Here is a 21,804-nt window from a genome sequence, read left to right as displayed (position 1 = left end):
CGCGGGCACCGCTCGGCACGATGCCGTGACAAGTCGGAACAAGGGAGAATCGAGATGAACGAGAAACTGGCGAGCCGCATGGCGAAGCTGGCGGGCGCCCTGACATGCGCCGCGATGTTGACTCCGCTCGCCGCGACGGCGAAGGACACGCAGTTGAACGTGTACAACTGGTCGGACTATATCGCCAAGGACACGATTCCCAACTTCACCAAGCAGACCGGCATCAAGGTGAAGTACGACAACTACGACAGCGACGACACGCTCCAGGCCAAACTGCTCACCGGCCGCTCGGGCTACGACATCGTCGCGCCGACGAGCAATTACGCGGGCAAGCAGATCGCCGCGGGCATCTTCGCGCCGCTCGACAAGTCGAAGCTCCCGAACCTCAAGTATCTCGATCCCGACCTGATGAAGCTCGTCGAGGGCGCGGACCCCGGCAACAAGTACACGGTGCCCTGGGCGTACGGCACGACCGGTCTCGGCTATAACGTCGACAAGGCCAAACAGATTCTGGGCGCGAACGCCGAGCTCAACAACTGGGACATCCTGTTCAAACCCGAGAATATCTCGAAGCTGAAGGCGTGCGGCGTCTCGGTGCTCGACGCGCCGGACCAGATGTTCGCGGCCGCGCTGCATTACATCGGCAAGGATCCGATGAGCACGAATCCGGCCGACTATCGCGAAGCGCTCGCGATGATGAAGAAGATCCGCCCGTACATCACGCAGTTCAATTCGTCGGGCTACATCAACGATCTGGTCGGCGGCGACATCTGCTTTACCTACGGCTGGTCGGGCGACGTCGTGATCGCGAAGCATCGCGCGGTCGAAGCCAAGAAGCCGTTCAAGATCGAGTACTACATTCCGAAGGGCGGCGCGCCCGTGTGGTTCGACGTGATGGCGATCCCGAAGGACGCAAAGAACAAGGAAGCCGCGCACGAGTGGATCAACTACATCGAGACGCCGCAGGTTCACGCGGCCATCACGAACGCGGTGTTCTACCCGAGCGCCAACCTCGAAGCGCGCAAGTACGTGGACAAGGATGTCGCGAACGATCCGGCCGTGTTCCCGCCGCAGGACGTCATCAAGACGCTGTTCCTGTTGAAGCCGCTGCCGCCGGAAATCCAGCGCCTGCAGACGCGGCTCTGGACCGAGTTCAAGTCCGGCCGATGAAACCGGCAAGCCGGTCATTCTTTTGAATAGACGAAGCCCCTGGACCGCCGGGGGCTTTGTTCGTGGCCGCGGCGCATGCCGGCGCGAGCCACGCAAGACACATGGAAGCAGGGAGTCGAACAGGCAATCATGAGTGAGCAGTCGAGCGCGTTGAAGGCAGCGCCTAATTCCGGCCGGCGCGAGCCGGGCAGTTCTCCCACGGCCCAGAGCACGGACGACGGCTTCGTGCGGATCGTCGATGTCGTGAAGAAATTCGGCGAGACGACGGCCGTGCGCGGCGTCAATCTGTCGGTGAAAAAGGGCGAGCTTTTCGCGCTGCTCGGCAGTTCCGGCTGCGGCAAATCGACGCTTCTGCGCATGCTCGCCGGGCTCGAGACCGTGACCGAAGGGCAGATCCTGATCGACGGCGAAGACCTGGCGAAGATGCCGCCGTACAACCGCCCCGTGAACATGATGTTCCAGTCCTACGCGCTCTTTCCGCATATGAGCGTGGAATCGAACGTCGCGTACGGGCTGAAGCAGGAAGGCGTGAAGGGCTGCGAACTGAAAGACCGCGTGCATGCCGCGCTCTCGCTCGTGCAGATGGCGCAGTACGCGAAGCGCAAGCCGCATCAGCTTTCGGGCGGCCAGCAGCAGCGCGTCGCGTTGGCGCGCAGCCTCGTTAAGCGTCCGAAGCTGCTCCTGCTTGACGAGCCGATGTCCGCGCTCGACAAGCAGATTCGTCAGCGCACGCAGATCGAGCTCGTGAATATTCTCGATTCGGTCGGCGTCACCTGCATCATGGTCACGCACGACCAGGAAGAGGCGATGACGATGGCCAATCGCCTCGCCGTGATGAGCGAAGGGCAGATCGTGCAGCTCGGTACGCCGCACGAAGTCTACGAATATCCGAACAGCCGCTTCTCGGCGCAGTTCATCGGCTCGACCAATCTTTTCGACGGCAACGTGGTCGAGGACGAGCCGGATCACGTGTTCGTCGAATCGACCGAACTGCCGGTGCGGCTTTACGTGAGCCACGGCATCACCGGGCCGCTCGGCATGCCGGTGACGATTTCCGTGCGCCCCGAGCGCATCGCGCTCACGCGCAAGCCGCCCGAAGGCGCGTACAACTGGGGCCGCGGCAGGGTCACGAACATCGCGTATATGGGCGGCTACACGCTCTATCACGTGACGCTCGATTCCGGCAAGGTGGTGGTCGCGAACCTGTCGAGCCTCGCGATCGGCGAAATCGATTCGCCCACGTTCGACGACGAAGTCTACGTGCGCTGGAGCGCATCGGCCGGCGTGGTGCTGACGTCATGATGAAGCTGCTCAATCGATTCGGCGTAAGCGGGCGCTCGCTCGTCATCGGCGGGCCGTATCTGTGGCTGCTGCTGCTCTTCTTCGTGCCGTTCCTGCTCGTCGTGAAGATCAGCTTCGCGGACAGCCAGCTCGGCATTCCGCCATACACGGATCTGGTGAAGCTGGAAGAGGGCGTGATGCATATCGCGCTCGACTTCGCGCACTACGCGTTCCTGATCCAGGACAGCCTGTATTTCGCGACCTACATGAACTCGCTGCTGGTCGCGGCGGTGTCTACCTTGCTGTGCCTCATCATCGGCTATCCGATGGCGTATTACATCGCGCGCTCGAATCCGGCCTCGCGCAACATTCTGATGATGGCCGTGATGCTGCCGTTCTGGACGTCGTTCCTGATTCGCGTGTACGCGTGGATCGGCATTCTCAAGAACAACGGCCTGCTCAACAACTTCCTGATGTCGATCGGCGTGCTGCATTCGCCGATCGAGCTGTATCACACGAATATCGCGGTCTATATCGGCATGGTGTATTCGTATCTGCCGTTTCTCGTGATGCCGCTCTACGCGCATCTCGTCAAAATGGATCTGACCTTGCTCGAAGCCGCCTACGATCTCGGCGCGAAGCCGTGGAAGGCGTTCGTGACGATCACGCTGCCGCTGTCGAAGAACGGCATCATCGCGGGCTGCCTGCTCGTGTTCATTCCGGCGGTGGGCGAGTACGTGATTCCCGAACTGCTCGGCGGCGCGGATACCCTGATGATCGGCCGCGTCATGTGGAACGAGTTCTTCAACAACGCCGACTGGCCGATGGCTTCGGCCGTCACCTGCGCGATGGTGCTGCTGCTGCTCGTGCCGATGGCGCTCTTCCAGCATTTCCAGGCGAAGCAACTGGAGGAGAAACGATGATCAAGCCCAGCCGTCCGTTGCAGTTCACCGCGCTCGGGCTCGGATTCGCGTTTCTGTATATCCCGATCCTGAGCCTCATCGTTTATTCGTTCAACGACTCGCCGCTCGTCACCGTCTGGACGGAGCCGTCGCTCAAGTGGTATCGCGCGCTCGTCACCGACGACGAACTCATCAACGCCGCGTGGCTCTCGCTGCGCATCGCGTTCTTCACGGCGTGCGCGTCGGTCGTCATCGGCACGTGGGCGGGTTTCGTGCTTGCGCGCATGGGGCGCTTCAAGGGCTTCACGCTCTACGCCGGCATGATCAACGCGCCGCTCGTGATTCCCGAAGTCATTCAGGGCATTTCGCTCTTGCTGCTGTTCGTCGAAATGTCGAAGCTGCTCGGCTGGCCGGATCGCGGCTTCTTCACGATCTGGATCGGCCACGTGATGCTGTGCATTTCGTATGTCGCGATCATCGTGGAATCGCGCGTGCGGGAGCTGAATCCGTCGCTGGAGGAAGCCGCGCTCGATCTCGGCGCTACGCCCTTGCGCGTGTTCTTCACGATCACGCTGCCGCTGATTTCGCAGGCGCTCGTGGCGGGCTGGCTGCTGTCGTTCACGCTGTCGATCGACGATCTCGTGCTGTCGGCGTTCCTGTCCGGCCCGGGCTCGACGACGTTGCCGCTCGTCGTGTTCTCGCGCGTGCGTCTGGGGTTGAATCCGGAGATGAACGCGCTCGCGACCCTGTTCATCGCGCTCGTGACGATCGGCGTGATCGCGGCGAACTACTTCATGCAGCGGAGCGAGCGCAGAAGGCTCGCCGCGGTGATGTAAGCAAAAACGGCTCCGCGATGGAGCCGTTTTCGTTTCAGGCGTTCGACAGATGCCGCGCGAACGTCGCCGGATCGGTATTCGTGCCGCACAACAGCACGCCCACGCGTTTGCCCTGCAGGCGCTCGCGCAGCGGACCGAGCAGGGCGGCCGTGGCGGCCGCGCACGCGGGCTCGACAGCGAGCTTCAGTTCATTGAAAAGCAGCGCCATGCCGTGCCGCAATGCGTCGTCCGAGACGGTGACGATGTCGTCGATATGCCGTCGGCACAGTTCGTAGCTGTATTGCTCGGTGTGCGGCGCCATCAGCGAATCGGCGATGCCGTGCATCGCGCCCATCTTGATCGTGTGATTCGCTTCGAAGCTGCGCCGCATGGCGTCCGAGCCTTCCGGTTCCACGCCGTACACATGCAGCGACGGATTTGCGAGACGCATCGCCGTGGAGACGCCTGCGGCCAGCCCACCGCCGCCGATCGGCAGAATCACCGCTTCGAGATCGGGCGCCTGCGAGGTCCATTCGTAGCCGAGCGTCGCCGTGCCGAGCACCGTGCGATAGCCGTTGAACGGATGGATGAACACGCGGCCTTCCTCCGCCTCGACACGGCGCACGACATCGAACGCTTCGGCGACGTTTTCCGCGAACACGACGTCCGCCCCGAAGCGCCGGCACAGCGCAACGCGTGCCGGGCTCGCGCTCTTGATGATGACGACCTTCGCGCCGACTTCCATGCGCTGCGCCGCGTAGGCGACCGCCACCGCATGATTGCCCGCCGACACGCACGTGACGCCCGCCGAACGCTCGCTGTCGCTCAAGGCGAGAATGTTCGAGAACGCGCCGCGCGCCTTGAACGTGCCGCTCGCCTGCAGCAACTCGAACTTGAACGTGACCGGCGTGCCTTCGAGCGTCGGAAAGTCGTGGCGTTCGAACGTCGGCGTGCGCGCGACCCAGGGCGTGAGCACCATGTGCTGCTCGGCGATTTCGTCGAGTGTCGGAATCGGTGTGCCGTCGATCGTATTGTCGGTATGCTGGGCGGTGGACATGGGCGTGGATCAGCGCGGTTGAGCGTCGACGGACATGCTGTGAATGAACTTGCCGAGGAACGCCTCGCACTGCGCGAGCTGTTCCAGCGACACATACTCGTTCGCCTTGTGCGCCTGCTCGATATTGCCCGGCCCGCACACGATGCTCGGCACGCCCGCGTTGGCGAAAAGACCCGCTTCCGTGCCGTAGGCGACCTTGCGCTTGTCCTGGTTCGACGTGAGCGCGCGCACGAGCTGCGTGATCGCGGCCTGCTCGGTGGCGTCGAGGCCGGGCGCGGACGCGAGCTTGGTGAATTCGATGGCCGCGTTGCCGTGCTCCTTGAGCATCTTCGGCAGCAGCGTTTCATGCGCATAGGCTTCGATGCGCCGGAAAATCTGGTCCGGGTCGATGGTCGGCAAATTGCGGAACTCGAACTCGAAGTTGCATTCGGCGGGCACGGTGTTGATCGCGTTGCCGCCTTTGATCGTGCTCGTCTGGCCGGTGGTGAAGGGCACGTCGTAGAGTTCGTCGAAGGGGCCGCGCGCGCGGAATTCGTCGACGAGATCGCGGATATGGCAGATGAGCCGCGCGGCGTATTCGATCGCGTTGAGGCCCTTCGGCGTGAGCGACGAGTGCGCCGCGAAGCCGCGCACGCAGCAGTGGTACGTGTTGATGCCCTTGTGCGCGATGACGGGGCGCATGGAGGTCGGTTCGCCGACGATGCAGCCGTCCGGTTTCAGTCCGCGCTTTTGAAGGTCGGCGATCATGATCGGCGCGCCTGCGCAGCCGACTTCTTCGTCATAGGAAAGCGCGAAGTGGATGGGCTTCGCGAGCTTCGTCGCCTGCATGGCCGGCAGCATGGCGAGCGCCGCGCCGATGAAGCCTTTCATGTCGCAGGAACCGCGCCCGTAGAGGAGGCCGTCGCGCACTTCGGGCTTGAACGGGTCGCTTTGCCAGTCCTGGCCGTCGACGGGCACGACATCCGTGTGACCGGACAGCACGATGCCACCGTGGGTTTCGCCGTCGTGGGCCGGGACGGTGGCGAAGAGATTCGCCCATTGGCCGCGCGGATCGGTGGTGATGGTCGCATCGATGCCGGACTTGCGAAGTTCGTCGCGAACGGTTTCGATCAGGCCGAGATTCGGATTGCGGCTGACCGTATCGATGGAGATCAGCCGTTCGATCCACGGCAGGGAAATGGGGGTTTCGCTCCGGGTTTCGCTCTGGGCTTCGAGATGCGCCGTGTCAGCGATCTGTGACATTTTTTGACTCCTGCGGGTAGGGTTTGATCATAGCCCAAATGGGGAACGCTGGCCGCGGTTGGGCTTTTTCCGCTATTTTTTTGGTTTGTCGTGGAACCTGCTTTCGTGTTGGTTTATTAGCACTGCCCCTCCCCGGGGCGGGGGTAACTTTCTTTGCTGCTGCAAAGAAAGTCACCAAAGAAAGCAGCTTTATCACCGCCCGCGGTCACACGCACGTTGGCCATTTTTCTCCTCCGGGAACGGCCCTCGCCTAAAGAGTGCCCTCATAAACCCAACCGGGCTTGGATCGCGCACGGTCTGACAAGCCAGTGCGCGAAGCGCGCTGGTTCAGCACAAAATAGCTTCGGCACAGCGCTGCGCGCTGCCGCCGGGTATGCGAGGGAAACCAGTGGGAGGGCGAGTGCGCTCGCGGCCCCGAGCCCGATTAACCCATCGGCCGCGGAGCGGGCTGGAACTTGAAATGGCTGTACCGGTTCGTTAAGCGGCGCGATGTGACGGACCGTGCGCGATCCAAGCCCGGTTGGTCCTTCGAGGGCACTCTTTAGGCGAGGGCCGTTCCCCGAGGAGAAGAGTGGTCAAACTGCGTGTGACCGCGGGCGGTGAGAGAGCTGCTTTCTTTGGTGACTTTCTTTGCAGCAGCAAAGAAAGTTACCCCCGCCCCGGGGAGGGGCAGTGCTAATAGACCGACACGAAAACGGGATCCAACAAACAGAAAACGGGACCCACCGACAGAAACAAAAACAAAAAACCCTCACCGCGCGGCAAGCGCCTGCCTAACCGGCCCCCCCAGCGCCCGCAGCGTCTCCTTGACAGTAGAAATCCTCACCGCCAAATCCGGACTCCGCGCTTCGATCCGCAACTTATCCTGCCCCGCCAACTTGATGTGCTTATGCTTCTGCACCATCTCGATGATCTTCATCCCATCCACCGGAGGATTCGGAATGAACTGCAACGATATCGACAACTCCGCCGCATCGATCTTGGAAATGCCCAGCGGCTTCGCCGCCAGCCTCAACCGATGCGTCTCGACCAAAGCATGCGCCTGCGGCGGCAACTTGCCGAACCGGTCGACGAGCTCTTCGAGAATACCGTCGATCGCATCGCTCGACTCGCAGTTCGCCAGCCGCTTGTACAGCGACAAACGCTCCTGCACATCGCCGCAGTAATCGGCGGGCAAAATCGCCGGCGCATGCAGGTTGATCTCGGTCGTCGCCGCGAGCGGCGCGTTCAGATCCGGCTCGCGTCCTTCCTTCAAAGCGCGCACGGCATCGTTCAGCATGTCGGTGTAAAGCTGGAAACCGATCTCCTGAATCTCGCCCGATTGCTTGTCGCCCAACACCTCGCCGGTGCCGCGAATCTCGAGGTCGTGCATCGCCAGATAGAAGCCCGAACCGAGTTCCTCCATCTGCTGAATCGCTTCGAGGCGGCGCTGCGCCTGCTTCGTCAGCGACTGCGGATCGTGCACGAGCAAGTACGCATACGCCTGGTGATGCGAGCGCCCCACGCGCCCACGCAACTGATGCAGCTGCGCAAGACCGAACTTGTCCGCGCGATGCATGAGGATGGTGTTCGCGCTCGGCACGTCGATGCCGGTCTCGATGATGGTCGTGCACAGCAGCACGTTCGCACGCTGCCCAACGAAATCGCGCATCACGCGCTCAAGCTCGCGCTCGTGCATCTGCCCGTGTGCCACCGCGATGCGCGCCTCGGGCACGAGGGCCTCCAGCATCGTGCGGCGGTTTTCGATCGTCTCGACTTCGTTGTGCAGGAAGTACACCTGGCCGCCGCGCTTCAGCTCGCGCAGCATGGCCTCGCGGATCACGCCGTCTTCCTCGCGGCGCACGAAGGTCTTGATCGCCAGCCGCTTCTGCGGCGCGGTCGCGATCACGGAGAAATCGCGCAGGCCTTCGAGCGCCATGCCGAGCGTGCGCGGAATCGGCGTCGCGGTGAGCGTGAGCACGTCGACTTCCGCGCGCAACGCCTTGAGCGCCTCCTTCTGTCGCACGCCAAAGCGATGCTCCTCGTCGATGATCACGAGCCCGAGCCGCTTGAACTTCACATCGCTCGACAAGAGCTTGTGCGTGCCGATCACGATATCGATGCTGCCTTCGTTGATCTGCTGTATCGCCGTCGAGACTTCCTTGCCGGTCTTGAAACGCGACAGCTCCGCAATGCGCACGGGCCAGTCGGCGAAACGGTCGGTGAAGGTCTGCGTGTGCTGCTCGGCGAGCAGCGTCGTAGGCGAAAGAATCGCGACCTGCTTGCCCGCCATCACCGCGATGAACGCGGCGCGCAACGCGACTTCCGTCTTGCCGAAGCCGACATCGCCGCACACGAGCCGGTCCATCGGTTTGCCGCTCGTCATGTCGCCGATGACCGATGCGATCGCCGCCGCCTGATCGGGCGTCTCCTCGAAGCCGAAGCTCTCCGCGAACTTCGTGTAATCGCGCGGTTCGAGCTTGAACGCGTAGCCTTCGCGCGATGCGCGGCGCGCATACAGATTCAGCAGTTCGGCCGCGGTATCGCGGATTTGCTGCGCGGCCTTGCGCTTCGCCTTTTCCCACTGGCCGGAACCGAGCTGATGCAACGGCGCGCTGTCCGGGTCCGCGCCGCTATAGCGCGAGATCACGTGCAACTGCGCGACCGGCACGTACAGCTTCGCGTCGTTCTGATATTCGAGGTGCAGGAACTCGGTTTCGCCTTCGCCGAGGTCCATCGACACGAGACCCATGTACCGGCCGATGCCATGTTGCGCATGCACGACCGGATCGCCGATCTTCAGTTCGGCGAGATCGCGCACCATCGAATCGACATTGCTCGCCTGTTCCTGCCGCCGCCGGCCGGCTCGACGCGCGAGCGGGCCGTATAGCTCGGTTTCGGTGACGATCGCGAGTTTCTCGGAGGGCAACACGAAGCCGTTTGCAAGCGGCGCGATGCCGAGCGTGAACTTCGCGTCGGCGGTGAGCCATTCGAGGAAGGTGTCGCGCGACTCGCCGCGCAGGTGGTTGTCCGCGAGCAATTGCTGAATCGTTTCGCGCCGTCCCGCCGATTCGGCGACGAGCATCACGCGGTTGTCCGTCTGCTCCAGATAATGGCGCAGTGCGAGCAGCGGCTCGTCGGCGTGACGGTCGATCGCGAGGCCCGGCAGCGGCACCGCCCAGCCGCCCTCGGGCGTCGCAGGGAATTTGAGCTGCGCGAAGGGCTTTGCGAAGGTGAAGAAGTCGTCGTCGGTCAGAAAGAGCCGGCGCGGTTCGAGCAGCGGGCGCTCGCGGTCGTGCGAAAGGAAGTCGAACCGCTGCTTCGTGTCGTGCGTGAAGCGCTTGATCGCCGCGTCCATGTCGCCGACGAACACAAGCTGGGAGCCTTCCGGCAGGTAGTGAAAGAGCGTCGCGGTTTCGTCGAAAAACAGCGGCAGATAATATTCGATGCCCGCCGACGGCACGCCGTTGCCCATGTCCTTGTAAATCTGCGAGCGGCTCGGGTCGCCCTCGAAGACTTCGCGCCAGCGGCTGCGGAATGCGGTGCGCGCGGCTTCGTCGAACGGAAACTCGCGGCCCGGCAACAGGCGCACGTCGCGCACCGGGTAGAGGCTGCGCTGCGTGTCGGGATCGAACGCGCGGATCGAGTCCACCTGATCGTCGAACAGATCGAGGCGATAAGGCAGCGCCGAGCCCATCGGATAAAGATCGATCAGCGAGCCGCGCACGCAATACTCGCCCGGGCGCACGACTTGGCTCACGTGCTCGTAGCCCGCGAGCGTCAGTTGCGCCTTGAGCTTCGCTTCGTCGAGGCGCTCGCCTTGCGTGAACGAAAACGTGTAGGCCGCGAGAAACGAGGCCGGCGGCATGCGGTACAGCGCCGTCGTCGCGGGCACGATAAGAATGTCGCAGCGTCCTTCGCCGAGATCGTGCAGCGTCGCGAGACGCTCGGAGACGAGATCCTGGTGCGGCGAAAAGGTGTCGTAAGGCAGCGTTTCCCAGTCGGGCAGAAGACGCACGCGCGCATCCGGCGCGAAGTAGGGGATCTCGGCGGCGAGACGCTGCGCATCGACGGCGCCCGCGGTGACGACCGTCAGGAGCGGCACGCGCTCGCGATACGCGGTGTGATAGCGCGCGATGGCGAGCGCATCGGAGGAGCCGGACGCGCCGTCGAAGACGAAGCGCTGACCCGCCTTCACGAGCGCGATGGGAGCGCTGGACTGCGCGTTGACGGCTTGGGTGGACGCTTTGGTGGACATAGGGTAGGCATTGAACCGTCCCTGGCGCAACGCCGAAAAGGCGCGCGGGACGTGGTCGCGAAAGACGTATTATAAAATCCGGGCTTCAACTTTGACTTGCGCCCCTCATTTGCCAGTGAATTTGCCCGTGACTCCCCGCCTGTTCTCACTGATTCCCTGCGCCGGAACCGGCAGCCGTTCGGGCGCGCCGATGCCGAAGCAGTACCAGATGGTCGCGGGCCGCCCGATGCTCGCGTACACGCTCGCGGCGTTCGACGCGTGCTCCGAATTCTCGCAGACGCTCGTCGTGCTCGCACCCGACGACCACCATTTCGACGCCCGGCGCTTCGCCGGCCTGCGCTTCGCGGTGGAACGCTGCGGCGGGGCCTCGCGGCAGGCGTCGGTGTACAACGGCCTCGTGGCGCTCGCGAATTTCGGCGCGCGCGACGACGACTGGGTGCTCGTGCACGACGCCGCGCGCCCCGGCATCACGCCCGAGCTGATCCGCAAGCTCGTCGCGGCACTGCGCGACGATGCGGTCGGCGGCATTCTGGCGCTGCCGGTCGCCGATACGCTGAAACGCGTCGCACCGAACATGCCCGACGCGCCCGATACCGGCACGCGCATCGCCCGGACGGAATCGCGCGACGGCCTCTGGCAGGCGCAAACGCCGCAGATGTTCCGGCTCGGCATGCTGCGCGAGGCGATCGAGCGTGCGCGGCACGACGGCCACGACCTGACGGACGAAGCAAGCGCCATCGAATGGCTCGGGCACTCGCCGAAGCTGGTTCAGGGCAGCTTGCGCAACTTCAAGGTGACCTATCCGGAAGATTTCGCGCTCGCGGGCGCGATTCTTTCCGCGAAGCCCTAACCGCTAACTTCTACTGCAAGGTTTGGATCGATGGATTTCAGAATCGGACAAGGATACGACGTCCACCAGCTCGTCGAGGGCCGGCCGCTCATCATCGGCGGCGTGACGATTCCCTACGAACGCGGCCTGCTCGGCCATTCCGACGCCGACGTGCTCCTGCACGCGATCACGGACGCGCTTTTCGGCGCGGCATCGCTCGGCGATATCGGCCGGCACTTTCCGGATACGGCGACCGAATTCGCGGGCGCGGACAGCCGCGTGCTGCTGCGCGAAGCCATGAAGCGCGTGACGGACGCCGGTTTCGCGATCGCCAACGTGGACAGCACGATCATCGCGCAGGCGCCGAAGCTCAGCCCGCATATCGACGCGATGCGCGCGAACATCGCCGCCGATCTCGATCTTTCGATCGACCGCGTGAACGTGAAGGCCAAGACCAACGAGAAGCTCGGTTATCTCGGCCGGAAAGAGGGCATCGAGGCGCAGGCCGCGGTGCTGCTGCGGCGCACGTCGATCGACGGATAACGGGCGCTATTTCCCTTCCGCTTCGATGGTCAGCGCCACCGCGTTGATCACCGCCGCGATGCGCCCGACGTCGCGCAGTTGCGTCGTCGACATGCCTTCGGCAACGAGATTCTCGTAGTGCGATTTCACGCAGAAATGGCACTTGCCGATGATCGACGCCGCGAGCGCGTACATCTCGAAGCGCCGCTTGTCGACGCCGCCATGCGTGGCGTACGCGTTCATGCGCAGGTTTGCGGGCTGCGTCTTGAGATCGGCGTTGCCGGCCATCTCCAGATACGGATACCAGACGTTGTTCATGCCCATCAGGGCAGCCGCCGTGAGCGCGGCGTTCGTCTCTTCCGGCGACAGCACGCCCGCATTGCGGATGATGCCAACGAGCTTCGTCGCCTTCGCGGCGAACGCGGCGGCCAGCGCGACGCCCACGGCGTCATTGCCTTCGAGCGACGAGCGGGCGATCGTGCCGTCGATGTTCAGGCGGATGTCCTTCGCGTAGTCGGGCACCAGATCCTTGATCGCAGACAGAAATTCCATTGTTTTCTCCTGTTCGATGGCGTTAAAAAGCCCGCCAGCGCCGAACACGCGTTCGGCCGAATGGCGGGCTTTGCGGAATCGGCAGCGATCGGACGCGCTTACAGCGTCGCGCCGCCGACCGCGCGGTTGCACGGACACAGCTCGTCCGTCTGCAAGCCGTCGAGAATACGCAGGACTTCTTCGGGGCTGCGGCCCACGTTGAGGTTATTGACCGACACGTGCTGAATCACGTTATCGGGATCGATGATGAACGTAGCGCGCAGGGCCACGCCGGCTTCCTTGTCGCGCACGCCGAGCTGATCGATGAGCTCGCCCTTCACGTCGCCGAACGCGTAGTGGTTCAGCTTGTTCAGGTCCTTGTGCTCGCGACGCCACGCCAGCTTGACGAACTCGTTATCGACGCTGCCGCCCAGCAGCACCGCGTCGCGGTCCTCGAAATCCTTCGCCAGCTTGGCGAACTCGACGATTTCCGTCGGACACACGAACGTGAAATCCTTCGGATAGAAATAGATGATCTTCCACTTGCCCGGAAAGGACTGCTCGGTGACTTCCTCGAAAGCGGACTGGCCGTTCTCTTCGTGATGATTGAAACCCGGCTTCGCAGCGGTGACGGTGAATGCTTCGACTTTATCGCCAACGGTCTTCATGCGCTAACTCCTGTGGAATCGTTGAGAGGACAATCTCCAACCAAACTACTGGATCGCCGTAACGCGCGCATGACACGCCCGTGCCAGGCGTGCCGCGCGTGAGCCTGGTTCATCTTAACGGTATTTAAAGGAGCGCCTCAATAGTATTTGGCTAATGGGCGGGATAGCTTTTCGCAAAGCGGCGCGAGGCGCGCGGGTCAGGTCTCGAAGCGCGCGCCGCCTTTCATGGGCGGGAAGTCGATCGTCACTTCGAAGCCGGGAAGTGGCGTGCGGTTGCGCAGGCGCAGCGTGCCGCGTTGCCGCGTGACGAGACGCTGCACGATCGCCATGCCGAGGCCCGTGCCGTTCGCCTGCGTGCGCGCGGCGTCGACGCGATAGAACGGGCGCGTGATGAGCGCGACCTGATCGTCAGGGATGCCGCGGCCTTCGTCCATCACCGAGAGTTCGACCTTGCCGTGCGCGACGCGCGTGAGCAGCGTGATGCGCGCGACGTCGTCGTGCTCGCTGCGACCGTACTTGCGCGCGTTTTCCAGCAGGTTGCCGACCACGCGGCGCGCGTCCGTCGGATCGCCTTCGATCACCGCGCCTTGCGCGAGATCGGTGCGCATGACCACGCCTTCGTCGGCCTGGAAACGCGCGGCGAGTTCGCCTGCGATCATCGAGAGATCGACCGCCTCGGGCATGCGCTGCATCGGCCGCGCATAGTCGAGAAAGCGCCCGATGATCATGTCCATCTGCTCGATGTCGTCGATCATCGCGAGCTTGGTCGCTTCGTCCGACGGGCTCATTTCGGTTTCGAGACGCAGGCGCGCAAGCGGCGTGCGCAGATCGTGCGAGATGCCCGCGAGCATCAGCGCGCGGTCGGCTTCGAGCTGCTCGAGATCCTGCACCATCTGGTTGAAGCTGCGATTGGTTTCCGCCGCGACGCCCATGCCACGCTCGGGCAGACGCTCGGGCGACTGCCCCGAACCGAGCTTGCGCGCCGCGAGCGCGAGGCGCGCGAACGGCCGGTTCACGAGACTCGTGATGAAGGCCGCGCCGAACAGCGACAGCGCCAGCGCGAACACGCCCCAGCCGGCCCATTGCAGCCCGGTGACGGTGTCGAGCTGATCGCGGTCGAGCGCGACCCAGTAATCGTCGTCGTCGATCTTGAAGCTGATCCACACGCCGGGTATGTCGTTGACCGATTGCGCGATGATCGTCTCGTTGCCGAGTCGCCCGCGCACGTCGCGTTCGATCAGCCGGTTGAGCGATTCATCGGGCTGGAGCTTGTACTTGTCGGTGGTCTCGCGCGGATAGACGCGCACGCCCTCGTTGCTCTCCAGATCCTGAAGCAGCGCGCGGCGCAGATCGGGGTCGGAATAGAGCAGGGCGGTGCGCGTGAGCTTGACCACGGCGACGAGCTGCAGCGCCACGCGTTGCGCGCGCGGCTCGCGCTCGATCACGCGAAAGCTCTGGAACCACGCCGTCAGGCTGACGGCGATGAGCAGCGCGATCAGCGCGAAGGTTCGCCAGAACAGGCCGCCGAACGCGAGCGCCAGTAGCCGCCTGTCGATGCGCATGGGTCTGTCGGGCTCAGCTCTGTGAAGGGGATAAAGCGTGGCGAAACTCGCTCAAGTGAATCAGGCCGCGCCGTCGGGAATGAAGACGTAGCCCAGGCCCCAGACCGTCTGGATGAAACGCGGACTGCTGGGATCCGGCTCGATCAGCTTGCGCAGACGCGAGATCTGCACGTCGAGACTGCGATCGAACACTTCGTATTCACGGCCGCGTGCAAGCTCCATCAGCTTTTCACGCGACAGCGGCTGGCGCGGATGACGCGCGAACACCTTGAGCACCGAGAATTCGCCGGTGGTCAGCGGAATTTCCTGGCCGTTCTTCGTGAGCGTGCGCGTGGCCAGGTTCAGCGCGAACTCGCCGAACTCGAACACTTCGGTGGTTTCGGACGGCGCGCCGGGCAGTTCAGACGGCGTCTGACGGCGCAGCACCGCGTGGATGCGCGCAACCAGCTCGCGCGGATTGAACGGCTTCGGCAAGTAGTCGTCGGCGCCCATTTCGAGACCGACGATGCGATCGACATCCTCGCCCTTGGCGGTGAGCATGATGATCGGCGTGCGATCGTTGCTGCCGCGCAGACGACGGCAGATGGAAAGACCGTCTTCGCCGGGCAGCATCAGATCGAGCACGAGCAGATCGAAACGTTCACGCACCCAGAGCTTGTTCATCGACGGCGCGTTTTCCGCGACGTACACGTTGAAGCCCTGTTCACCGAGATAGCGCCGCAGCAGGTCGCGCAGGCGCGGATCGTCGTCGACTACGAGAATTTTTGAAGGGTTCTTGGTTTCCATGGCGGCATCTTAGCGCGTTTGATCAAACGCCGAGTTTGTAACAAAAGCGAGTGTAACAGTTGGTTACAAAATTTACGGAGGCTGTGGCACGACCTAAGGGTTTGCTGCGTACACTGCTTTACCTGAGCCCGCCATTCGGTAGATACTCCATTAGACCAGTGCGTCTTGCGGCCCGACCAAGCCCTTCCTAAGACGTGCGCGAAAAGACTGAGGCTGTCCGGTTGTCGAGCAACGAAGGGAACAATATGAAGGGAGCGCGGCAGCGCGGACCCGTGCGCACCGAGCGCATTCTCAGAAAGACACTTATCGCCAGTGCGCTCTACGCAGTACTGAGCACGCCTCATGCTTATGCGCAATCCACCGGCTTCACCCGCGACGGCAATGCTGTCGATAGCAGCGTCCCGAATTCGCGCGGCCGCTTCGATGGCCGCATGATTCGCGCGCAACAACGCCTGGGCAAGGGGGCGGCGTCTACGGGCCGCGATCACGACGCCAAGGCTTCCGCCATGCAGCCCGTTCAGCAAGCCGATCAGGCGCCGCCCGCCGCGCCACACGGTGATGACTGCCGACGAGCGTCGTCTCTTGCGCCAGCACATCGAAGAAGCCGTGCGCGATCTCTACAAGCGGTAAGCGGCGCGCACCGCGATGAACCGACGTCAATTCCTCTCGATTGCCGGCGCGTTCGCAGGATGCGCGGGCGGCATCGGCGAGGTTTCCGCTTCTGGCCACCTGGATTCATCGTCTTCCATTCGGGCGCTTGTGCTCGTCGATCTCGACGGCGGCAACGATGGGCTCAACACCGTCATCCCTTTTTCAGACCCGCGCTATCGTGTGCTGCGGCCTAGACTCGCGCTGCCACGCGAGCGCGTCATCGCGCTCGACGAACGCACGGCCTTGCATCCGTCGCTGCTGCCGTTGATGAGCGCGTGGCGCGCGAACGAGCTTGCGATCGTGCAGGGCGTGGGCTACGACGCGCCGAACCGGTCGCACTTTCGTTCACGGCAGATCTGGGACACGGCGTCGCATGCGGATGAATACCGTCACGATGACTGGATCGCGCGCGCGAACGCTCCGCACACGCGCGTGACCGCCGCTTCGTTCGATGTCGCCGCGCGCCTCGCATCGACGCATGGCGCGGCGACTGAAGTCAGCGTGATTCACCTCACGCTGCACGGCTTCGATACGCACGAGAACCAGGCGCGCCGCCATGCGGCGCTGCTTGCCCGGCTCGCGCAAGGGCTCGCCTCGCTGCGCGCGGCGTTGATCGCATCCGGCGCATGGCAGCGCACGCTCGTGATGACGCGCTCGGAGTTCGGGCGCACCGCGCGTGAAAACGCCGCGGGAGGCACGGATCATGGCGCGGCCGCGCCGCATTTTCTGATGGGCGCGCGCGTGCGCGGCGGGCTATTCGGACCGGGGCCGCAACTCGACCGGCTGAACGCGGATGGCGGCGTGCCCGTCGGCATCGACTTCAGGAGACTGTGTGCGACCGTGCTCGGCGCATGCTGGCCGCACGACCGCGCATCGATACTGGAAGGGCGCTTCGAGCCGCTGCCGGTTCTGCGCGCCTAGCGCGTTTTCCATGCGATCCACAGCTTGCGGATCGGCGTAAGCGAAATGCGCTGATGCAGCACCTGAAAGTTCTCGCGCTCGATTTCATCGAACAGCGCAAGCGACAGTGCGGCACGCGCACGCAGCACGCGTTGCGTCGCGCGTTCCGCGGCGGGAATCGACGCGAGTGCATCCCCGAGCGCGCGCCGGGCGCGATCGGTCTGATAGCGCATGAGATCCGAGAACGCATCGCTGTACTTGCGATTGATGATGTCCGCCGCGGTCACGTTGAAGCGCTGCAACTCGTCGATGGGAATGTAGATGCGGCCGAACCGTGCGTCGTCGCCGATCTCCTGAACGCGCTCGGCGAGCAGCAGCGCCGAGCCGAGCGGTGCGGCCCAGGCCGCCGCGCCTTGCGGATCGCGCGCGCTCGCGCGGGCGACGGCCGTCGCGAATGCGCCGCCGGTCTGCTCCAGATAGCGCCTGAGGCCCGGCCAGTCGAGATAGCGCGCCTGGTCCAGATCCATGCCGAAACCGTCGACGACTTCGGCAAGCGAGGCGCGCCCGGCATCGTCGAGAACGGGATGCGCGGCGTCGCCCGCATGCGCCTTCAGGGCTTTCGTGACGGGATGCGTCGGTTCGCCGCCGTCGAGCCGGGCGAGTTCGCCTTGCCACCACGCGTGCTTGGTGCGGCCAATGGTCGGATCGCTGGTTTCCTTCACGGTCTCTTCGAGCTCGCGATAGAGCGCGTAGAGCGCGGTCAGTAGCGGCTGGCTCGATGCCGGCGCGCGGCGCAGCGCGTAGTACGTGCCGGAGCCTTCGGGCGCGGCCTTTTGCTGGCAATAGTCGTCGAAGTTCACGAACGGGGCGGGTGGGGAGTTCGAAGGTCGTTGTGGTCTTGGCGGTTTGCGCAAGCAGTTCGCGCAAACACGGCCGCTCATTTTATCCGGCGAGGCGCGGCGGCGCTGAACGTCGCACGCAGCCTGCGCGCGTGTGTGCGCCGAAGCACCGACGTCGAACGTTTGCGCGCGCCACACTGGCGCAACCGAGAGGAGGCGCACATGGGCTTGAGCAAATCCGAGAACAGGCAGTTCGGCGACACATGCCTGCCGTACCTCGTGCGCAGCGTGGCCACGGATTTCGGCTTCGATTTCCGCGTGTGTCCGCGTCAGATGCACGTTTCGCCGACGCTCGGGCTGCATATCACCGCGCAACGCCGCGCCGACGCGCCGCTCGCGTTTCCGCTCAACGTCTTCGTGTACTGGCAGCCTTCGTGCGCCCGGCGATTTCTCTCGCACGTCGACAGGCCTGTGGCCGCCGCGCGCGCAAGCGAACGCATGCCCGAGGAGATCAGGCGGCTGATGGAGATGTCGGGTGTCGATTTCGCGGGCCGTTCGCAAGCGAAAGGCGAAGTGATGATGGTCGAAGTCGGCGAGATCAGCATCTGACACAAACAAAAAAACCCCTTTGCCAATGAAAGGGGTTTCGTTGTGGTGCGAGGAGCGGGACTCGAACCCGCACACCCTTGCGGGCGTCAGGACCTAAACCTGGTGCGTCTACCAATTTCGCCATCCTCGCACGCTGCATTCGGCACCGGTCCATTGTGCCAAGCCCGAAATTCTAACTGATTCGTCTGGCGATGTCTGCGAAATTGCGTCGCGGCGGTTAGGCATCCGATTCCAGTCATACGCATCGCGCGATTGCAGCTTGTCCGTTGCCTGCCTACAATCTCGTTCAATTCTTCCGCTTCGGCACCCAGCCTTTCCCTCATGACTCGCAACGCGCGCAATCGCTTCGTCGCATGGCTCGGCATCGCCGCCATGTGGCTTGCCATTGTCGCGCCGGTCATCAGCCAGACGATCGCCGAGCGCGCTGCCGCGAGCGATCCGCAAGCGGTGCTGTGCGCCGTCGATGCATCGCAGGCGGACGAGGGCGACACCGCGCACGCAGGCGGTCACGCAAGCAATCACGCCGGCAGTCACGACGCCGCCAGCCATTTCGACGCCTGCTCGTATTGCGGGCTGCTCGCGCACAATCTGCCGGTCGCCGTTGGGTTCGGCCATGACGCCGTGCGCATCGAGCGTGTCACGCGCGTCGTGGTGTCCGTGCATAGCCGTGCCGTCGTATCGAAGTCCTTCAACGCCGCGAGCCCGCGCGCGCCGCCCGTTCTGTCCTGAAACCGTCTTCCGTCCGATTGCCTCGACGTTCGCCGCGCGCATGAGCGCCGCGAACGTGCGCGATCGCTCGTCAGTTCTTTCAGGATTTCACGATGTTCACGCTCACCACGCGAGCGCGACGGCGTTCGCGCCATCGCGCCGCAGCGCGTTCGCGCGCCTGGCTGCCGCTCTCGCTCATGGCGCATGCGGCGCTGTCCGCGGCTGCTCCCGGCGAAGGCGATAACAACGCGCCCGCCCATCAAGACGACGCCACGCTCGCGCCGGTCGTCGTCACCGCACAGGCGGCGCCGCGCGCATCGTCGCTCGATCCGAATCTGCCCGCCAGCGTCGATACCGTCACCGCGGACCAGTTTCAGTACTGGAACGTGACGACACCCGAAGACGTGCTCAAGTACGCGCCGAACATGGCCGTGCGCAAGCGCTTCATCGGCGACCCGAACGCGACCATCGCCGTGCGCGGCACGAGCAACGCGCAGACCGCGCGCGGACTCGTCTACGCCGACGGCCTCTTGCTCAGCAACTTCCTCGGCAACACATGGACCTTCGCGCCGCGCTGGTCTATGGTCTTCGCCGACGACATCGAACGCACCGACGTCATCTACGGCCCGTACTCGGCGCTTTACCCGGGCAACTCGATCGGCGCGACGGTCGCGATCACGACGCGCATGCCGACGCAATTCGAAGCCGACGCGAAAGTGCAGGGCTTCACGCAGCACTTCGATCTGTTCGGCGTGAACCGCAACTTCAACGGCACGAACACGACGGCGACGATCGGCGACAAGATCGGCAAGTTTTCGTTTCTGATCGGTGTCGATCATCTCGAGAACACCGGGCAGCCGCTGCAATTCGCGACGCTCGCGCAATCGAAGACGCCCGCGAGCGCCGCCGCCACGCCGGTCACCGGCGCGTATTTCTATAACGACCAGTTCAACGCGCGCACCGCGGTGCTCGGCACGTCGAGCGAGGCGATCGAGCGCACGTTTCAGGATCAGTTGCGCGTCAAGCTCGCCTACGACATCACGAACACGCTGCAGGCGGGCTTCACGCTCGGCTACTGGCATCAGAAGTACAACAGCGACACGCAGACTTTCCTGCGCGACGCCGCCGGCAATCCGGTGTACAGCGGGCGCGTGAACATCGGCGGATTCGAGTACAACCTGCCGGCCGCGACGTTCGCGCCGAGCATGGGATCGAGCGAGAACTTTCTCTACGGCGCATCCCTGCGCACGCACAACGCCACCGGATGGAACGCCGAGGCGGTCGCGTCGTACTTCGACATCACGCAAAGCATCGCGCGCACCGCGAATTCGGGCGTGCCCGGCGACGGCCCCGGCACGCTGACCGACGGCAGCGGCTCGGGCTGGAAATCGCTCGACCTGCGCACGAGCTGGACGCCGACAGCGCGTGCCGGTCTCACCGCGCACGCGCTGTCGTTCGGGTATCACTACGACAACTATTTTCTCGACAACGTCACGTCGAACACGAACGCGTGGCGCGATGGCGGCGGCGTGTCCTTCGCCAACTCGTTCGGCGGACGCACGCGCACGCAGGCGGTCTATGCGCAGGACGCGTGGCGCTTCCTGCCGCGCTGGGCGTTCACCTACGGCGTGCGCTACGAGAACTGGAACGCGTACGACGGCGCACGCGCGGTCGGTGCGACCGCGCTCGGCTATCCGGACGCGAGCGAGAGCCACTGGTCGCCGAAAGCGTCGCTGTCCTTCGATGTCACGCAGGATCTGACCTTGCGCGCATCGATCGGGCGCGCGTACCGGTTTCCGACCGTCGGCGAGCTGTTTCAAGGGCAGATCAACGGCATCTCCATCGTCAACAGCAATCCGAACCTGAAGCCCGAAGACGATCTGTCGAAGGAACTGACGGCGGAATGGGTGCGCGGCAACGGCCTGTACCGCTTCACGCTCTTTCAGGACGACGTGAAGAACACGATCCTGAGCCAGACCAACACGACCGTCATTCCGAACGTCACGAACTTCCAGAACATCGACAAGGTGCGCTCGCGCGGCGTCGAATTCGCCTACCAAGGGCAGGACGTGCTGCTGCGCGGGCTCGATCTCATCGCGAACGCGGCGTACACGCAGTCGAAGATTCTCGCCAACGCGAACAATCCGGCGTCGGTCGGGAAGTACTTCTATCGCATTCCGCTGTGGCGCGCGAACGTGGCGGCGACGTATCACACGCCCGGGAATACGGCCACCACGCTCGCGGTACGGTATTCGGGACGGCAATACAACACGCTCACGAACACCGACGTCAATCCGAACACGTACGGCGGCACGAGCACGTACGCGGTCGTCGACGCGAAGTTCACATGGAAACCGACCAAGCGCACGGAGCTGGGTGTTGGCGTCGACAACCTGTTCGACAGGCGCTACTACGTGTTCCACCCTTACGCGGGGCGCACGTTTTATCTCGAAGGGCGCATCGGCATCTGATGACCTTCCACGGAAAACGCACAC

Annotated in this window: 17 protein-coding genes, 1 tRNA gene and 2 pseudogenes; 11 read left to right on the top strand and 9 right to left on the bottom strand. The window is 64.0% G+C overall.

The features are described 5' to 3' along the window. Positions 1–78 precede the first annotated feature (78 nt). The 4 genes from LY284_RS05815 to LY284_RS05800 all read left to right on the top strand — a co-directional run bounded on the left by LY284_RS05815 (position 79) and on the right by LY284_RS05800 (position 4,189). Entirely contained in the window at positions 79–1,170 is a 1,092-nt protein-coding gene (locus tag LY284_RS05815; protein ID WP_374730227.1) for a polyamine ABC transporter substrate-binding protein, read from the top strand. A 129-nt stretch (positions 1,171–1,299) separates the two neighbouring features. Then, the gene (locus LY284_RS05810; protein ID WP_045451935.1) at positions 1,300–2,472 is read left to right on the top strand and encodes an ABC transporter ATP-binding protein; all 1,173 of its coding nucleotides are present in this window, start codon (positions 1,300–1,302) and stop codon (positions 2,470–2,472) included. After that, positions 2,469–3,374: an ABC transporter permease subunit gene (locus tag LY284_RS05805; protein ID WP_041730340.1), complete on the top strand. Its 906-nt coding sequence runs from the start codon at positions 2,469–2,471 to the stop codon at positions 3,372–3,374. Before LY284_RS05810 ends, LY284_RS05805 begins: the two co-directional genes overlap by 4 nt. Continuing rightward, positions 3,374–4,189 carry an ABC transporter permease subunit gene (locus LY284_RS05800; protein ID WP_014191260.1) on the top strand — a complete coding sequence of 272 codons (816 nt, stop codon included), beginning with the start codon at positions 3,374–3,376 and terminating at the stop codon, positions 4,187–4,189. Before LY284_RS05805 ends, LY284_RS05800 begins: the two co-directional genes overlap by 1 nt. A gap of 34 nt (positions 4,190–4,223) precedes the next feature. On the opposite strand, the gene LY284_RS05795 is transcribed toward LY284_RS05800, so the two are convergent. The 3 genes and pseudogenes from LY284_RS05795 to mfd form a co-directional block, all read right to left on the bottom strand. After that, complete coding sequence (locus LY284_RS05795; protein WP_045450470.1) at positions 4,224–5,225, bottom strand: threonine/serine dehydratase; 1,002 nt, start codon at positions 5,223–5,225, stop codon at positions 4,224–4,226. 9 nt (positions 5,226–5,234) lie between these two features. Continuing rightward, complete coding sequence (gene argE / locus LY284_RS05790; protein ID WP_053568054.1) at positions 5,235–6,467, bottom strand: acetylornithine deacetylase; 1,233 nt, start codon at positions 6,465–6,467, stop codon at positions 5,235–5,237. Between the two features lie 751 nt (positions 6,468–7,218). After that, positions 7,219–10,715, bottom strand: a pseudogene (mfd, locus tag LY284_RS05785) (transcription-repair coupling factor). Positions 10,716–10,831: 116 nt separating this feature from the next. On the opposite strand from mfd, the gene ispD reads away from it, so the two are divergent. Together ispD and ispF are read left to right on the top strand one after the other, a co-directional pair. Then, positions 10,832–11,554, top strand: a complete 723-nt coding sequence (gene ispD, locus LY284_RS05780) for a 2-C-methyl-D-erythritol 4-phosphate cytidylyltransferase (protein ID WP_014191264.1) — start codon at positions 10,832–10,834, stop codon at positions 11,552–11,554. A gap of 30 nt (positions 11,555–11,584) precedes the next feature. Continuing rightward, positions 11,585–12,076 (top strand): 2-C-methyl-D-erythritol 2,4-cyclodiphosphate synthase, encoded by a 492-nt coding sequence (gene ispF, locus LY284_RS05775; protein ID WP_014191265.1) that lies wholly within the window; start codon positions 11,585–11,587, stop codon positions 12,074–12,076. Positions 12,077–12,082: 6 nt separating this feature from the next. Here ispF and LY284_RS05770 read toward each other — a convergent pair whose 3' ends face one another. From LY284_RS05770 to ompR, 4 genes are all read right to left on the bottom strand, one after another. Next, a complete protein-coding gene (locus LY284_RS05770; RefSeq protein ID WP_233385228.1) occupies positions 12,083–12,607 on the bottom strand; it encodes a carboxymuconolactone decarboxylase family protein in 525 nt (174 codons plus the stop codon). Positions 12,608–12,705: 98 nt separating this feature from the next. Continuing rightward, positions 12,706–13,254 carry a peroxiredoxin gene (locus tag LY284_RS05765; protein ID WP_014191267.1) on the bottom strand — a complete coding sequence of 183 codons (549 nt, stop codon included), beginning with the start codon at positions 13,252–13,254 and terminating at the stop codon, positions 12,706–12,708. A 197-nt stretch (positions 13,255–13,451) separates the two neighbouring features. After that, on the bottom strand, positions 13,452–14,816 hold the full coding sequence (locus tag LY284_RS05760) for an ATP-binding protein (RefSeq protein WP_014191268.1): 1,365 nt from the start codon (positions 14,814–14,816) through the stop codon (positions 13,452–13,454). Between the two features lie 60 nt (positions 14,817–14,876). Continuing rightward, complete coding sequence (gene ompR, locus LY284_RS05755) at positions 14,877–15,602, bottom strand: two-component system response regulator OmpR (RefSeq protein WP_008349770.1); 726 nt, start codon at positions 15,600–15,602, stop codon at positions 14,877–14,879. Between the two features lie 272 nt (positions 15,603–15,874). Between ompR and LY284_RS05750 the strand changes: the two are divergent. Together LY284_RS05750 and LY284_RS05745 are read left to right on the top strand one after the other, a co-directional pair. After that, a pseudogene (locus LY284_RS05750) lies at positions 15,875–16,232 on the top strand (hypothetical protein). A gap of 15 nt (positions 16,233–16,247) precedes the next feature. Then, on the top strand, positions 16,248–17,174 hold the full coding sequence (locus tag LY284_RS05745; RefSeq protein ID WP_045450472.1) for a DUF1501 domain-containing protein: 927 nt from the start codon (positions 16,248–16,250) through the stop codon (positions 17,172–17,174). Here the strand turns inward: LY284_RS05745 and LY284_RS05740 are convergent. Further along, on the bottom strand, positions 17,171–18,013 hold the full coding sequence (locus tag LY284_RS05740) for a squalene/phytoene synthase family protein (protein WP_045450473.1): 843 nt from the start codon (positions 18,011–18,013) through the stop codon (positions 17,171–17,173). The genes LY284_RS05745 and LY284_RS05740 overlap by 4 nt on opposite strands. 201 nt (positions 18,014–18,214) lie before the next feature. Between LY284_RS05740 and LY284_RS05735 the strand changes: the two genes are divergently transcribed. After that, positions 18,215–18,601, top strand: a complete 387-nt coding sequence (locus tag LY284_RS05735) for a DUF5594 family protein (RefSeq protein ID WP_045450474.1) — start codon at positions 18,215–18,217, stop codon at positions 18,599–18,601. A 43-nt stretch (positions 18,602–18,644) separates the two neighbouring features. Here the strand turns inward: LY284_RS05735 and LY284_RS05730 are convergent. Beyond that, positions 18,645–18,731 (bottom strand) — tRNA-Leu (locus tag LY284_RS05730). A gap of 191 nt (positions 18,732–18,922) precedes the next feature. Here LY284_RS05730 and LY284_RS05725 point away from each other — a divergent pair. Together LY284_RS05725 and LY284_RS05720 are read left to right on the top strand one after the other, a co-directional pair. Then, positions 18,923–19,330 carry a DUF2946 domain-containing protein gene (locus LY284_RS05725; protein ID WP_233385218.1) on the top strand — a complete coding sequence of 136 codons (408 nt, stop codon included), beginning with the start codon at positions 18,923–18,925 and terminating at the stop codon, positions 19,328–19,330. A gap of 92 nt (positions 19,331–19,422) precedes the next feature. After that, on the top strand, positions 19,423–21,780 hold the full coding sequence (locus LY284_RS05720) for a TonB-dependent receptor (RefSeq protein ID WP_233385209.1): 2,358 nt from the start codon (positions 19,423–19,425) through the stop codon (positions 21,778–21,780). Positions 21,781–21,804 lie beyond the last annotated feature (24 nt).

Origin of the sequence: Caballeronia sp. PC1, assembly GCF_021353155.1 — a bacterium.
GTDB lineage: Bacteria > Pseudomonadota > Gammaproteobacteria > Burkholderiales > Burkholderiaceae > Caballeronia > Caballeronia cordobensis.
This window is presented reverse-complemented; position numbering and strand designations above follow the sequence as displayed.